General features: G+C 72.6%; 12 protein-coding genes and 1 pseudogene. 3 read left to right on the forward strand and 10 right to left on the reverse strand.

The genetic code is table 11. The annotated features are described in order from the left end of the window. Window positions 1-78 precede the first annotated feature (78 nt). Window positions 79-1,128 carry a GNAT family N-acetyltransferase gene (locus IF47_RS0101700; protein WP_031506099.1) on the forward strand — a complete coding sequence of 350 codons (1,050 nt, stop codon included), beginning with the start codon at window positions 79-81 and terminating at the stop codon, window positions 1,126-1,128. A gap of 36 nt (window positions 1,129-1,164) precedes the next feature. After that, window positions 1,165-2,031: a transglutaminase family protein gene (locus tag IF47_RS0101705; RefSeq protein WP_051716780.1), complete on the forward strand. Its 867-nt coding sequence runs from the start codon at window positions 1,165-1,167 to the stop codon at window positions 2,029-2,031. A gap of 123 nt (window positions 2,032-2,154) precedes the next feature. Here the strand turns inward: IF47_RS0101705 and IF47_RS0101710 are convergent, their stop codons facing one another. The 4 genes from IF47_RS0101710 to IF47_RS0101725 form a co-directional block, all read right to left on the reverse strand. After that, window positions 2,155-4,131, reverse strand: a complete 1,977-nt coding sequence (locus tag IF47_RS0101710; protein WP_031506102.1) for a peptidoglycan binding domain-containing protein — start codon at window positions 4,129-4,131, stop codon at window positions 2,155-2,157. A 227-nt stretch (window positions 4,132-4,358) separates the two neighbouring features. Next, window positions 4,359-4,742 carry a DUF6113 family protein gene (locus IF47_RS0101715; protein ID WP_051716785.1) on the reverse strand — a complete coding sequence of 128 codons (384 nt, stop codon included), beginning with the start codon at window positions 4,740-4,742 and terminating at the stop codon, window positions 4,359-4,361. Beyond that, window positions 4,739-5,656, reverse strand: coding sequence for an N-acetyl-1-D-myo-inositol-2-amino-2-deoxy-alpha-D-glucopyranoside deacetylase (gene mshB, locus IF47_RS0101720; RefSeq protein ID WP_031506104.1), 918 nt, complete (start codon window positions 5,654-5,656; stop codon window positions 4,739-4,741). Before mshB ends, IF47_RS0101715 begins: the two co-directional genes overlap by 4 nt. A gap of 28 nt (window positions 5,657-5,684) precedes the next feature. Next, on the reverse strand, window positions 5,685-5,879 hold the full coding sequence (locus tag IF47_RS0101725) for a hypothetical protein (RefSeq protein WP_031506105.1): 195 nt from the start codon (window positions 5,877-5,879) through the stop codon (window positions 5,685-5,687). A gap of 391 nt (window positions 5,880-6,270) precedes the next feature. Between IF47_RS0101725 and IF47_RS0101730 the strand changes: the two genes are divergently transcribed. Beyond that, complete coding sequence (locus IF47_RS0101730) at window positions 6,271-8,484, forward strand: S9 family peptidase (protein WP_245640949.1); 2,214 nt, start codon at window positions 6,271-6,273, stop codon at window positions 8,482-8,484. A gap of 85 nt (window positions 8,485-8,569) precedes the next feature. On the opposite strand, the gene IF47_RS0101735 is transcribed toward IF47_RS0101730, so the two are convergent. The 6 genes and pseudogenes from IF47_RS0101735 to IF47_RS31340 form a co-directional block, all read right to left on the reverse strand. Further along, window positions 8,570-9,691, reverse strand: coding sequence for an ABC transporter ATP-binding protein (locus tag IF47_RS0101735; protein ID WP_078591484.1), 1,122 nt, complete (start codon window positions 9,689-9,691; stop codon window positions 8,570-8,572). A gap of 8 nt (window positions 9,692-9,699) precedes the next feature. Continuing rightward, complete coding sequence (locus tag IF47_RS0101740; protein ID WP_051716786.1) at window positions 9,700-10,797, reverse strand: ABC transporter ATP-binding protein; 1,098 nt, start codon at window positions 10,795-10,797, stop codon at window positions 9,700-9,702. A gap of 14 nt (window positions 10,798-10,811) precedes the next feature. Further along, window positions 10,812-11,789, reverse strand: a complete 978-nt coding sequence (locus IF47_RS0101745; protein WP_031506110.1) for an ABC transporter permease — start codon at window positions 11,787-11,789, stop codon at window positions 10,812-10,814. A 117-nt stretch (window positions 11,790-11,906) separates the two neighbouring features. Continuing rightward, window positions 11,907-13,697: an ABC transporter substrate-binding protein gene (locus IF47_RS0101750; RefSeq protein WP_051716789.1), complete on the reverse strand. Its 1,791-nt coding sequence runs from the start codon at window positions 13,695-13,697 to the stop codon at window positions 11,907-11,909. A gap of 43 nt (window positions 13,698-13,740) precedes the next feature. After that, a complete protein-coding gene (locus tag IF47_RS0101755) occupies window positions 13,741-14,703 on the reverse strand; it encodes an ABC transporter permease (protein ID WP_245640950.1) in 963 nt (320 codons plus the stop codon). 243 nt (window positions 14,704-14,946) lie between these two features. Next, window positions 14,947-15,133: pseudogene (locus IF47_RS31340) on the reverse strand (peptide ABC transporter ATP-binding protein); the annotation flags it as partial.

Genomic DNA, 15,133 nt, shown 5'->3' on the forward strand with positions numbered 1-15,133 from the left:
GGAGCGCGGCGTCGTCGATGCCCGCCCCTAGTATCTCCGTTCTCGGGCAGGAGACGAACAGGAGGGGTGGCAAGGGCCGTGGAGTTCACCATGGGCGGACGACTCGAACTTCGCATCAGCGCCGATGACGTGGGCAAACGTGTCTCGGTGCGCAGTCTGACCGGTTCCGGCGGCACGGGGCCGACCTTCACCGACACGGTCGGCGTTCTCACATCGTGGACGGACGGTGTGCTCTCGATCACGCGGCGCGGTGGCCAGAGCGTACGGCTGGAGGAGTCCGCCCTGGTCGCCGGGAAGGTCGTGCCCGCCGCGCCCGCCAGGCGCAGGGGCCCGGCCGCGACCACGCGGGAGCTGCGGGAGGTGGCGGCGCGGGGGTGGCCCGCGGTGGAGACGGCCCGACTGGGCGAGTGGACGCTCCGCGCGTCCGGCGGCTTCACCGGGCGCGCCAACTCGGTCCTGCCGCTGGGCGACCCCGGCGTGGCGCCGGACACGGCCCTGGAGAGGGTCGTCCACTGGTACGGCGAACGCGGGCTGCCCGCCCTGGTGCAGGTCGCCACAGGCGGCGCCGACACCGACGAGATGCTCGCCGCCGAGCTGGAGCGGCGCGGGTGGACGGCCGAGCGGTTCACCGTCCTCCGCACGGCCGCGCTCGCGCCGCTGGCCGACCGGGAGCCCGATCCGCGGGTGCGGCTGTCGCGACGGCCGGACGAGGTCTGGCTGGACGCCTACCGCCGCGGCTCCTCGGCGGGATCGTCCGAGGACGCCCTGAAGGTGCTGGCCGGCGGCCCGTCGGTGTGGTTCGCCACCGTGCCCGGGGACGGGGACGGCGGGGACGGGGGCGCGGACGGTGGGAGCGCCGCGCCGGCCGCCATCGGCCGGTGCGTGGTGGACGGCCGGTGGGCGGGGTTCGCCGCCGTCGAGGTCTCCCCCGAGCGGCGGCGCGAGGGGTTGGCGACGGCGGTGATGGCGGAGCTGGCCCGCGCCGCGCTGGCGGAGGGCGCCTCGGCGGCGTACCTCCAGGTCGAGTCGGGGAACACGGACGCCCTGGCTCTGTACGACCGGCTGGGTTTCGTCGACCACCACGGTTACCACTACCGCCGGGCTCCGCGCGACCGAGCGCGAACGTGAGAAGTGTGGGCGCGGAAGCCCGGGTACGGAGGGCACATGGACAGCGATGACAACCGGGACACCGCACAGGGCGGGGACGGCCGCACGGTGCGGGAGCGCTTCGCGGAGGCCGCGCGGGCCGAGCGGCCCGACCTGGCCCTGCTGTGCCTCCTCATCGGCGCCGAGGCCGACCCCGCGTCGGGTGAGGAGGGCATCGACGCCGCGCAGATCGAGCTGGACCGGCTCACCGGGCTGCTGCCGTACGAACCCGCGCGCGACCCGCGCGACTGGGCGCGTGCCCTCGCCGTCCTCCTCGGCGAGAAGCACGGCTTCCGCGGCACCGCCGACGACTACCGCAGGCTGGAGTCCTCGCTGCTCGGCGAGGTGCTGAAGCGCCGGCGCGGCCTGCCGATCCTGCTGTCGGTGGTGTGGATGGAGGTCGCGCGCCGGGCGGGTGCGCCGGTCTACGGGCTCGCGCTGCCGGGGCACTTCGTCGTGGGTCTCGGGGAGCCGGCGGGCGAGCACGTCGTCGTCGATCCCTTCGCGGGCGGACGGCTGCTGGACGAGCGGGACGTGGAGCTGCTGGTGGCGAGCTCCACGGGCACGGCCCTGTCGGAGGCGATGCTCCAGCCCGCCGGTCCGCTGGAGATCGTGCTGCGCGTGTTGAACAACATCCGCGCCTGGGCGGCGGCCCGTCCCGAGCACACCGACGTCCAACTGTGGGCGGTGGAGCTGTCGCTCCTGCTGCCGCACCATCCGGCCCGGCTGCGCTACGAGCGGGCGCGGCTGCTGGTCGAGCGGGGTGACTTCGTCGGCGGCGCCCGGGAGATGGAGCGGTACGCCGACACGGTCGCCGCGATGGAGCCCAGCGCCGCCGACGCCATCCGCCGTCAGGCACGAGCGGCCCGCGCCCGGCTCAACTAGCCGGTTGCGGGCCGCCGGTGACGGTGTGGGGCCCGGACTGCCGGATCGGGAGTACCGGATCGAGAGCGCCGGGTCGGAAGTGCCGGGCCGGGGCCGCTCGTCCGGGACCGTCCCCAAGGGCCGTTACTGCGGGTCGAGTTCGATGACGCCGATCCGTTTGGCGGGGTCGGTCTCCCGGAGCGCCTCGCGCAGCGCTCCCGCGACGTCCTGGGGGGTGACCGGGGTCTTGCTCCCGTTGCCACGGGTGATCAGGACGCCGTCGAAGGTGCTGCCGTACAGCTCCTCGAGCACCTTCAGGTCGTAGGTGTCCACGAGCTTGCCGTTCACCGGCTTCATCGACAGGAACTTCGGCAGCGACCCGGTGGGGCTGAACGGGATCGACCTGTCGCCGGCCTTGACCGTGACCATCCCGGACATCGCCGGTTCGCCGAACTCCCGGATCGCCCGGTCGATCTCCTGCTGGTCCACCTCGGGCTGCTGGAGGGAGACCGGCAGGGCGACGGCCTCCTTCCCGCCCGTGGCGACCTGTTCGCGGTAGGCGTCCTCCACCAGGTCGGCGCCCTTGGCGAGGTCGACCTTCTTGTGCGGCTTGCCGGGGACGCCGACGGCCTCGCCGTTGACGAACTTCACCATGCCGTCCTGTGCCTCGCCGTTCGAGACCCCGGCGGACAGGTCCTTCAACGCGGCGGTGAGCTTCTCCTCGTCGACGACGAAGACCGGTTCGGCGTGGCGGGCGCCGCCCAGGAGCGAGCCGATGACGGAGATGGGGTTGTAGTCCCGACCGGAGGCGTTGCGCACGGTGGTCTCGGTGTCGAGCGCCAGGCCGGCGACGCTGGGCTTGAGCGTCTTCTCCTCGCCCTCGACGTCGAGGACCAGCGGCTTGCCCGCGCGCTCGCCGAGGACGGCGTCCAGCTTGTCCACCGCCTGCCGCTTGTCGGTGCCGCCGATCTCCACGCCGAGCACGGTGGTGCCGTTGGGCACGTCGGCGTGGTCGAGCAGCAGCCCGGCGCCGTAGGCGACGCCGAGCACCCCGAAGGCGGCGACCCCGACCAGGACCAGCTTGGAGCGGCCCCGCTTGGCGGAGGCCTGCGCGGGCGGGGGCACCGGGGCGCCGGCGCTTCCGGCGGACGAGGCGGCCCGGCCGTCGTCGTCGGCCGCCGGCACCCGCGGGATGCCGCTGACCAGGGTGTCGCCGGAGACCCGGTCGCCGGTCCGGGTCGGACCGGCGAGGTCGGACGCCGGCCCGCCCGTCCGCGGGGGCTCGGACGCGCCTGCCGGCCCGGGCACGGTGGGCCGCGAACCGCTCTCCGCCGGGAAGGACGTCTCCGCGGACCGCGACGGCGCGCTTCCGGGGTGCCGGAAGCCGGGCGGCAGCAGCGGCATGTCGCCGGTGGCCGGCCCGGTGGTGGGGCCGCCGGGGACGCCCACGGCGGGGGTGCCCTGCGGCGGGGTGTGTCCCGGTCCCGGAGGGGTGCCGTTCGCGTTCCGGGCCGGGGCGTCGGCGGCGAGCGGGGAGGTGCCCGCCAGGGCGCTGATGGGCGAGCCCTGCGGCGGGGTGTCGGTGCGCTGCCTCGGCGGCCCGACCGGGGTGCCGGAGGCCGGGGTGCCGGAGGCCGGGGTGCCGGAGGAGCCGCTCGTCGGGGGCTTGCGCGGGGCGAACCAGGAACTGGTCGGCCGGCCGCCGGAACCGTTGGCGGACTCGCTCGATCCGGACGGACCCGCGCCCGTGCCCGCGGCGTTCGCACCGCCCGGGGCCGGGTTCGGGGTCGGGTTCGGGTTCGGGGTCGGGGTCGGGGCCTTCGCGGCGGGTGCCGCCGCGCCGCCGGCTCCCGTCGTCTTCTCCCCGGAGCCGGTGGCGTCCTCGCCGACGGGCTTGCGCACGACGACCGGGGGGATGGGCCGGGAACCCGGGATGTTGATCCGGACGCGGGTGGTCAGTGTGGTCTCTGTCTTCGGCTCGCCCGGCTGCGCGACGCCCCGCTCGGCGGGGTCGCCCGACACGCCGTCGGCCGGTGTGCCGTACGGCTCGGTCCCCGTCGGGTACGCGGTGCCGCCCCGCGCCTGAGGGCCGGAGGACGGACTGTCAGTTTCACGACTCAAAGCAGGATCTCCCGGTTGGATTCGCCGCCCGCCATGGTTCCGATGGGCTCGTACGAGCGGCTCGCCGGCGCGCACCACCTTACTGGGGGCCGCGGCCACGGGCCCCGGGAGTGCCGAATCACCATCCCGACGCGGCCCGTGGCGGGGTCATACCGGCGTACCACCCGGCGGATTCTGGGCCATGTCCGGGCCTGTTGTCGACCGCCGACCGGTCACCGCCGACCGCTTCACAACCGCTTCACCACATCGACGCGTCCACCCTGGGACAGGTGTTCGGACGGTACGAACGTGGCGCAGATCACAGCGGCGAACATGCCGCCCAGCAGGAAGACGTAGTTGCCCACGGCCGTGCCGAAGAGGAAGTCCCCCTCGGGGCGCGCGGGCGTCAACAGCAGTGTCATCAGCGCCCATCCGCCCGCCGGTGCCGCCGCGCCCGCCCTCGTGCGGGTGAGCCGCGCGCCGCCGATGAACAGCGCCACGGTCCCGCCGAGGGCCAGCAGCAACCCCAGTGGGAACCAGCCGGCCTGGACGAGCGCGCCCGCCAGGGCCACCACCGCACCGAGCACCGCCAGCACGGCGTACGCGACGATCCGTCCCGTCCGCCCGCTCACCGGGGGCCTCCCGCCACCTCCGCGAACGCGAAGAGGTCGCGCAGCGGTTCGGCCGGGACGGCGCCGTCGGCCCGTCGGAAGTGCTCGGTGCGCAGCAGCGGCTGGCTCAGCCCGTTGGAGAGGGCGAAGGACTCGGGCGGCCCCGTCGAGGAGTCGGCCACCACGATCTGGGTGGCGTGGGCCCGCATGGCCGCCGCCTTGGCCGCCGTCTCGGTGTCGTCGCCCTCGATGACGGCGGCCACCTCGGCGTCCGCCACCACGCCCGGCACGTCCTCGACCGAGGCGTACGCGGGGAAGGGGCCGTCGCCGCGGGCGCGCAGCCGGGCGAACCCCTCCTCGACCACCGAACGGGCCGCGCAGTTCCAGTAGACGCAGCCGACCCGGTGCGGTCCGTCCTGTCCCGGGCGGTAGGCGGGGTCGGCGGCCAGCTCCACCGCGCGCATCGCCACCCGGTGGGCCTGGATGTGGTCGGGGTGGCCGTACCCGCCGTTCGGGTCGTAGGTGACGAGCACCTGGGGACGCACCTGGCGGATCTCCGCCACCAGGTGGGAGGCGGCCTCGTCGACGTCCGCGCGCCAGAAGCAGTCGGGGCGCTCGTTGGCGGGGGTGCCGAACATCCCCGAGTCGCGGTAGCGCCCCGGGCCGCCGAGGAAGCGGTGGTCCGCCACACCCAACTCCCGCATGGCATGCCTCAGTTCGCCGATCCGGTGGGGCCCCAGGGCGTCCTCCTGATCGGCCGCGAGGTGCGCCAGCGCGGGCGGGATGACCTCGCCCTCCTCGCCCAGCGTGCAGGTGATCAGGGTGACCAGCGCACCCTCGGCGGCGTACCGCGCCATGGTGACGCCGGTGGTGATCGACTCGTCGTCGGGATGCGCGTGGACCAGCATCAGGCGGCGCGCGGGAAGCTCGGTCATGGAGCCGAGCCTACGCCGCGCGCGGCCGTCAGAACTTGATGCCGCCGATCATGCCCGCGACGCTGGAGGTCAACTCGCTGATCGTGGGAGCGATGGACGAACTGGCCAGATAGAAGCCGAGGAGCATGCAGACCACGGCGTGCCCGGCCTTCAGCCCCGATTTCTTGATCAGCAGGAAGACGATGATCGCCAGCAGCACCACCGCCGAAATCGAGAGTGCCACGGCGGTTCACCTCCAAGAGCGTGCGGTCGACACGGAACAGGACGTTTGTACGACGGGGTCTGTCAGGAGCTACATACCCCATCGCGAACGATGCGCAACGGATCATAACTTTCCGTGAGTCGGCATGGATCGGTGCACGGGTGCAGAAGAGGGGCGCACACCCGTGTGACCTTGGACACGTCGACGCGCGACGGGCGGTCGGGACGGGCCCGGAACGGGCGTTGGAGTGGGTGTCGGAGTGGGTGGGGAACGGACGTCGGACGGGTGACGGACAAGCCACGGACAAGCCACGGACGGAGCCTCGGGGAGGGCCGCCCGACCACGGCGGAGGGCTCCCGGCGCGGATCGGGAGGGGCGGCGCGGCGGGACGCCGTACGCTCGGGCCATGGTCATGTCGTTTCCACGCCAGCACGCCAGGACACAGCGCTTCACCCTGGGGGCGCCGCGCGCGTTCACCGTGGCGCCGGACGGTTCCCGGATCGTCTTCCTCCGTTCCCGCGGCGGCACCGACCGGACGAACCTGCTGTGGGTGAGGGAGCTGTCCCCGGACGGTCCCGGGGAGCGTGCCGCGGCCGACCCCGCGGCGCTGCTCGGCGGCGCGGACGAGGAGCTGTCCCCGGAGGAGCGCGCCCGGCGCGAGCGGAGCCGCGAGGGGTCGGCCGGGGTGGTCGGCTACGCGACGGACACCGCGGTGGAGACGGCGGCCTTCGCCCTGTCGGGACGGCTGTTCACCGCCGACCTGCGCGCGGCCGTCTCGCGTGAGATCCCCACGCCCACCCCGGTGGTGGACCCCCGACCGTCCCCGGACGGACGGCGTGTCGCCTACACGGTCCACGGCGCCCTGCGGGTGGTCGACGTCGACGGCGGGGCCGACCGGGCGCTCGCCGAGCCCGAGGACACGCCGGGCGGCGGCCGTGTCACCTGGGGGTTGGCGGAGTTCGTCGCGGCCGAGGAGATGGACCGCTCCCGCGGTTTCTGGTGGTCGCCCGACGGCACCCGGCTGCTGGCCGCGCGAGTGGACGACACGCCCGTGCGCCGCTGGTGGATCGCCGACCCGGCCCATCCCGGCAGCGAGCCGGCCGAGGTGGCCTACCCGGCCGCCGGCACGCCCAACGCCGAGGTGACGCTCCATCTGATCGACCTCGACGCCGGAGCCGACGGAGCCGACGGGGCCGACGGGGCGGGCGCCGGCCGCACCGAGGTGGTCTGGGACCGGGACCGCTACCCGTACCTGGCGCGCGTCCACTGGTCGGCCGCCGGGCCGCCCCTGCTGCTGGTCCAGTCCCGCGACCAGCGCTCCCAGCTCCATCTGACCGTGGACACCGCCACCGGCCGCACCGCGCCGCTCCACGCGGACGAGGACCCGGCGTGGCTGGAGCTGTTCCACGGCGTGCCGGCGTGGACGCCCGACGGGCGTCTGGTGCGGATCGCGGACGAGGGCGGGGCGCGGGTCCTGATGGTCGGGGACCGCCCGCTCACCTCCGCCGCGCTGCACGTGGAGGCGGTGCTCGACATCGGCGCGGAGGACGTGCTGTTCTCCGCCTCCGCCGGGCCGGAGGCGCCCGAGGACGCCCCGGTGGGCGAGATCGCCGTTTACCGCGCCTGGTTCCGCGGCAGCGGCGACCAGGGCGGCTGGGAGCGGGTCTCCCCCGAGGACGTCCCGCACGTCGCCTCCGCCGTCCGCGGCGGGGACACGGTGGTGCTCTCCACCGCCGTCCCGGACCGTCCCGGCGCGCGTGTGGAGGCGCTGCGCCTGCCCGAGAGCGGCAAGGGCGCCCCGAAGTCGCGGGCGGTGATCGAGTCCCACGCCGAGACGCCCGTGCTGACCGCCCGCCCCCGACTGTCGCGGGTCGGCGGACGGCGCATCCCCACGGCCGTGCTGCTGCCCACCGGTTACCGCGACGGCGACGGGGTGCTGCCGGTCCTGATGGACCCCTACGGCGGGCCGCACGGCCGGCGCGTGGTGGCCGCCCACAACCCGCACCTGACCTCGCAGTGGTTCGCCGACCAGGGCTTCGCCGTGGTGGTCGCGGACGGTCGCGGCACCCCCGGCCACTCCCCCGCCTGGGAGAAGGCGGTCGCGGGCGACCTGGCGGGCGTCACCCTGGACGACCAGGTGGAGGCGCTGCACGCGCTCGCCGAGACCCACCCGCTCGACCTGGGACGGGTCGGCATCCGCGGCTGGTCCTACGGCGGCTACCTGGCGGCGCTGGCCGTCCTGCGCCGCCCGGACGTCTTCCACGCGGCCGTGGCGGGCGCGCCCGTGACGGACTGGCGGCTGTACGACACCCACTACACCGAGCGCTACCTGGGGCTGCCCCAGGAGAGGCCCGAGGTGTACGCGGCCAACTCCCTGGTCACCGACGAGGGGCTGTCCGCGCCCGCCGACCGGCACCGGCCGCTGATGATCGTCCACGGTCTGGCGGACGACAACGTGGTGGCCGCCCACACCCTGCGGCTGTCCTCGGCGCTGCTGGCCGCGGGCCGCCCGCACGAGGTGCTGCCGCTGTCCGGGGTGACGCACATGACCCCGCAGGAGCAGGTGGCGGAGAACCTGCTGCTGCTCCAGGTGGCGTTCCTCAAGCGGGCCTTGGGCGTGGCCTGAGAAGCCGCGCGGGCAGCCGTCCGGACGGCTGCCCGCGCCCTCCCCGGCGTCCGGTGCCCGGTGCCTGACGTTCGGTGTCCGGGGCTCAGTCGGATTCGGCCCGCTTCACGCGTCCGGCCCCGTCCCCGCCGTCCCCGCCGTCTCCCCCGGGCGGCCGGGGCGGCCCGGGCGGCCCGTCCTCCGGGAAGTGGCACGCCGTCAGGTGCCCCTCGCGGTTCCCGTCGAGCCGCGCCAGCGGCGGTTCCCGCTCGGCGCACACCTCCTGGGCCTTCCAGCAGCGCGTGCGGAAGCGGCAGCCCGACGGCGGGTCGACCGGGGAGGGCACGTCGCCGGTCAGGCGGATGCGCGTCCGCCCGCCGTCCTCCGGGCGGACGCGGGGCACCGCGGAGAGCAGGGCGTGGGTGTACGGGTGGCGCGGGTTGGCGTAGATGGAGTCGCGGTCGCCCGTCTCCACGATCCTGCCGAGGTACATGACCGCGACGCGCTGGGAGAAGTGCCTGACGACCGCCAGGTCGTGGGCGATGAAGACGAACGCGATGCCCATCTCGCGCCGCACCCGCCGCAGGAGGTTGACGACCTGCGCCTGGATGGAGACGTCCAGGGCCGAGACCGGTTCGTCGGCCACGATCAGCTTCGGGTCGAGGGCCAGGGCCCGGGCGATCCCGATGCGCTGCCGCTGGCCGCCGGAGAACTCGTGCGGGAAGCGGTTGTAGTGCTCCGCGCCCAGGCCCACGGTCTCCAGCAGTTCCCGCACGCGCCGCTCGCGGCCTCCGGGCGGGTCGATCCCGTTGATCTCCATGGGCCCGCCGATGATCGTGCCGACCGTCTGGCGGGGGTTCAGCGACGAGTACGGATCCTGGAAGATCATCTGGATCTCGGTCCGGATCGGCGCCAGTTGTGTGCGGGAGGCGTGGGTGATGTCCCGGCCCCGGTAGGTGATCCGGCCGCCGGAGGGCTCCAGCAACCGGGCGAGGAGCCGTCCGGTGGTGGACTTCCCACAGCCCGACTCCCCGACGAGGCCGAGGCTCTCGCCCTCGTGCACGGTGAGGTCGATCCCGTCGACCGCCCGGACGGTGCCGACCCGCCGCCCGAAGAGGAAGCCGCCCTTGATCGGGAAGTGCTTGGTCAACCCCTCGGCGGTCAGCAACGGTTCGCCGCCCTCGCGGGACGCGGCGGGACGCGGGCCGGCTCCGGTCTCCACGGTCATGGACTGCCTCACCTCGGTCGGGGCTCGGTCTGTTCGGCGGCTTGCTCGGCGGCTTGCTCGTCGGTCTGTTCGGCGAAGAGGACGCGCCGCCGGTCCGCCGTGAGGTGGCAGGCGGCGCCGCGCCCGGCGGGCGGCGTGGGCCGCTCGTCGACGCAGCGCGTTCCGCCGACCTCCCCGACGAAGGCGCACCGCGGGTGGAAGGCGCAGCCCGTCGGCGGGTCGAGCAGGTTCGGCGGGAAACCGGGAATGGGCACCAGGTCCTCCTCGACGTCGCCGTCCAGTCGCGGCACGGAGCCCAGCAGCCCCCGGGTGTAGGGGTGTCGGGGGGAGCGCAGCACCTCGGCGGCGGGGCCGCGCTCGACCACCCGTCCCGCGTACATCACCAGCACGTCGTCGGCGGTCTCGGCGACCACCCCGAGGTCGTGGGTGATGAGGACGATGGCCGAGCCGAACTCCTGCTGGAGGTCCTTCAGGAGGTCGAGGATCTGCGCCTGCACGGTCACGTCGAGCGCGGTGGTGGGTTCGTCCGCGATCAGCAGGTCGGGGTCGCAGACGAGCGCCATCGCGATCATCGCCCGCTGGCGCATGCCGCCGGAGAACTGGTGGGGGTGGTCGTCGACCCGCAGCCGGGGGTTGGGGATGCCGACCCGGTCGAGCATCTCGATCGCCCGGCGTCGGGCCTCGCGCCGGGAGGCGCCCTTGTGCTTGCGGTACGGCTCGGCGATCTGCTCCCCCACGGTGTGGTAGGGCGAGAGCGCGGTCAGCGAGTCCTGGAAGACCATGGCCACCGTGTCGCCGCGCAGCCTCTCCAGCGTCTTCTCCCGGGCGCCGATCACCTCCTGCCCGTCCAGCAGGACGCGCCCGGTGACCTCGGTGGTGCGCGGGTCGTGGAGTCCCAGGACGGACAGGCCCGTGACCGACTTGCCCGAGCCGGACTCGCCGACGATGCCGAGGGTCCGGCCGCGGGCGAGGTCGAAGGAGATCCCGTCGACCGCGTGGACGGTGCCGTCCTCGGTGGAGAAGCGGACGCGCAGGTCCCGCACGGACAGGAAGGCGTCCCCGTCGGGCGGGGCCTCGAAGCCCGCGGTCTCGGTCCAGGTGCTCACCGGTCGAACTCCTCCTAGGACAGTCGTACGCGGGGGTCGATGAGCGCGTACACCGCGTCCACCAGGATGTTGAAGAGGACGATCATGGTGGCGGCGAACAGCATCACGCCCATCAGCATGGGCAGGTCGGTGTCGAGCACCGAGTCCACGGCCAGCCGTCCGAGCCCGGGCAGGGTGAAGGTGAACTCGGTGACCATCGCCCCGCCGAACAGCGCTCCGAGGTCGATGCCGAAGATGGTCACGATGGGGATGAGCGAGCCCCGCCAGGCGTAGCGGAAGAACACCGTGCGGCCGCTCAGCCCCTTGGCCCTGGCCGCGCGCACATGGTCCTCGCCGAGCTGCTCGATCAGCGTGGAGCGCGACATGCGGGTGTACTGGGCGGTGAAGATCAGCGACAGCACGACCCAGGGGATGAGCAGTCCGGCGAACCAGTCGACCGGGCTGGAGGTGATCGGCACGTACTCGGGCTGCCGGAACAGGTCCAACTGGTAGACCAGCAGGGCGATGGCCAGCGGGCCGACGAAGTAGATCTGCAGCGAGCTGAGGACCAGCGACACCGAGCTGAGGAACTTGTCGACGAACCCGCCGCGCCTCCACGCGGCGAGCATCCCGGCGCCCAGACCGAGGAGGAGGAAGACCACGGCGCCGCCCAGGGCGAGCGAGACGGTGGTGGGGAGACGGTCGAGGATGGTGCCCCAGACCGGCTCGTTGCTCGCGAACGAGTAGCCGAAGCACGGCGCCGGACAGGGCCCCACGGCGAAGTCTCGGCCGGTGAAGATGCCCGCCATGTACGCCCAGTACTGCTCCGTCAGCGGCTTGTCGAGGCCCAGGTTCCTGCGGATGATCTCCAGCGACTCGGGGTCGCAGGTCTTTCCGCAGTGGAGCAGCGCCGGGTCGCGCGGGATGGCGTAGAAGAGGAAGAACGTGCAGGCGCTGATGATCAGCAGGATGACGACGGCGCCGAGTGTCCGGCGCATCAGGAAGCGCAGCATGGTCGGGTGGCCCTCACGCGGGGAGGCAGGGAGGCGACGCGGCGCGGCGCACGGCCGCGGGGGGAGGCGGGGCGTGTCCGGTCCGTGTGTCCCGGCACGCCCCGCGGTGGGACGCGACTACTGCTTGAGGTAGAGCTTGGTCACGTCGAGGTTGCTCATGTCGTTGTTGTAGACCAGCCCGCCGACCTTGGAACCGGCGATCTGGGTGTGCTTGTAGTAGAAGATCGGGACGGCCGGGGTGACCTCCTCCAGGATGTACTTGCCCAGCTCGAACCACTCCTTCGCCGACTTCTCCGGGTCCGCGATGCCGCGGACCTCGTCGATCCTGGAGTTGATCTCGGGGTCGTCGACGTGCGCGTAGTTGGACCCGCCGTCCTGGATCTCCCGGCCGTCGTACAGCGGCGGGATCACGGTGGAGATGCTGGACCAGTCGTGGCCCCAGTTGTTGACGTAGATGTCGTATCCGTTGTCGACGTCGCCGATGAGGTCGTAGTAGGTGTCCGTGGGCAGTTCCTTGCGCTGGACGTCGAAGCCGGCCTTCTCCAGCGCGTCCGCGACCGCGATGGACGCCTTCTGCTCCTCGTTGCTGTTCCGGTAGGCGTAGGTGAGCTTCATCCCCACCTTGCCCGCCTTCTCCAGCAGTTCGCGGGCCTTCTCGGGGTCGCCGCCCGGCTTCTTCAGCTTGCCGAACGGGTCGTAGTCCTTCTCGTAGCCGGGCAGCAGCGGACTGATCAGGCCACCGGCCAGTTCACCGCCGGACGGTCCGCCGTACGGGGCCAGGTAGGGCTTGGAGGGGAAGGCGTACGCGATGGCCTGCCGCACCCTGACGTCCTCGACGCGGTCGGTGTTGATCGCCAACTGGGCGACGAAGGACTGGTAGCCGGAGACGGTGCGGTCCTTCGCCTCGCGCATCACCCGCTGGTAACTGCCCGCGTCCACGGCGTTGGTGAAGCTGACGGCGGTCCGCGCCTCGCCGCTGTCGTTGAGCAGCCGCTTGGTGGAGTCCTCGTACTGGTGGTTGAAGGTGATGTCGAACCCGTCGACGTACTGGTGGCGGGCGGCGTCCGTCTTCGGGTCCCACTCGGGGTTGCGCACCAGCTTCATCGACTTGCCGGACCGGAAGGACTCGATCTTGTACGGGCCACTGGCGAGCGGGTCCTTGTCGTACTTCTGCCGGGTGTCCTTCTCGGCGGAGACCACGGCGTAGCCGCTCATGGCCAGGGCGTAGGGCAGGTCGTTGCGCGGCTCGGAGAAGTGGAAGACGATCGTCTTCTCGTCCGGGGTCTCCAGCACGGAGTCGGGCAGGTGGTCGCCCTCGTAGGGGCCGTCGGGCAGCAGTTCGCGGTAGGCGGCGCCGGTCTTGTTCGCCATCCACTGCTGGACGAAGGTGGGCCCCTGGGTGATGAAGGGGGCGAAGAGGCGCTCGAAGGTGTGCCGGACGTCCTTGGAGGTGATCGGCGAGCCGTCCTCGAACCTGATGTCGTCCTTCAGCGTGTAGGTCCAGGTGCGCCCGTCGTCGGAGGGCCGGCCGCTGTCGGTGGCCAGGTCGCCCACCACCGAGTAGGTGCCGTCGTTGTCCAGCTTGACGTGGGTGAGCTTGCGGTGGATCAGATGGGCGAGGGCCATCTCGTCCTGGACGTAGATCTGCGCCGGGTCCAGGTGGGCGTAGCTGTCGCGCTGGTAGACCCGCAGGGTGCCGCCCTTCCGGGCGCCCGGGACGTCCTCGGCCGGGCCGGTCGACGCCTCGGCGTCGGCGAACTCGATCGGCGACCGCTGCTCGGCGGGCTCGCCGCCGCCGCGGTCGTCCGACGCGCCGCCCCCGCCCGCGCTGCACCCTCCCAGGAGCAGCGCTCCCACCGCGAGCGTCACGGCCACGGGACGTGCTCTGCGTATTCGCCGGCTTCTCATCGTTCTGTGCCCCCTGCTCGTCCGTCTCGCGGGTGGAACGTGATCAACGTGCGGCCCTGGGGTCGAAGGCGTCCCGGACCGAGTCCCCCAGCAGGTTGAAGGCCACGATGAACAGGACCATCGCGCCGCCGGGGAAGAACATGTAGGTGATGTCGTCCTGGTAGACCTCGGCACCGGTGGCGAACATCCGGCCCCAGTCGGGGGTGGGTTCGACGATGCCGACGCCGAGGTAGGAGAGCGCGGCGGCCGTGGTGACGAAGTTCGGGAGCATGTAGGTCGCCTGCACCAGGATGGGGGTCACCAGGTTGGGCATCAGCTCCTTGCGGACGATGCGCCAGGGTGATGCCCCGCTGACCTTGGCCGCCTCCACGAACTCCCTCTCCCGCAGCGCCAGCGTGGCTCCGCGCAGGATTCTGGCCAGGGACATCCAGCCGAGGAACCAGAGCACCAGGACCAGCGCCACCACCCGGACGTAGGTGGGGGTCTCGTCGGTGGGGTCGACGAAGAGGGCGACCACGATCGGCATGAAGGCCACGAAGAAGAGCTGGTTGGGGAACGCCATCAGCAAATCGGTGACGCGGCCGATGGCGTAGTCCACCACGCCGCCGAGGTAGCCGGCGAGCACGCCCAGCACCATGGCCGTCAGGACGGCTGCCAGGGTCACCACGACGGCGATGAACAGCGAGGTGCGGATGCCGTACACGAGTTGGGTGAGCACGTCGCGGCCGAGGATGGGTTCGAGCCCGAACCAGAATTCCCCGTCGATGCCCCCATTCGGCTTGACGGGATAGCCGTACTCGTTGAGAAGCCCCTCGCGTTCCTGTCCGTAACGGGTGTACGGGTCCTTTCCGTACAGCCAGGAGATGACGGGGGCGAGCAGGCCGACGGCGAAGAAGAACACCACGACGCAGGCGGACACGACACCCGTGCGGTCGCGCTTGAAGCGCCGCCACATCAGTTGTCCCGGCGACCTGCCGGCCGGCTCGGTCCGCCGCGCACCGGCCATCGCGCACCCACCCCCGGACGTCTGGAAAGCTTTTCGGATGCGGGGACTTTCGCAATAGATCGAGCCCGGGTCAAGAGGCAAAACTGGTGTAGACCACTGGCTGTTGATATGCTACCCGAGGCATTCTCGGAAAAAGGCCGGACAAGCCCTTGACAGCTTTCCGTAAACCTCGACATAAGCGCAGAAAGAATCATGTGCGCCGGTGTCGGACGGGGCGATTCGGCCGGGTCCGAAGGCCGTTTCTCAGCCCGCCGTCTCCCCCGCCACGACACGGTCCCGTTCTTCGGCGAAGTGGCAGGCCGACGGATGCGCGGCCGGCGTGTCCCGCCCGACGAACCGCTCCGGCACCGCCAACACCGGCACCTCCCGCGCACACCGCTCCTGCGCCTTCCAACACCGCGTCCGGAACCGACACCCCGACGGCGGATCC

The sequence above is a fragment of the Streptomyces megasporus genome, from assembly GCF_000718985.1.
In the GTDB taxonomy this organism is placed as follows: domain Bacteria; phylum Actinomycetota; class Actinomycetes; order Streptomycetales; family Streptomycetaceae; genus Streptomyces; species Streptomyces megasporus.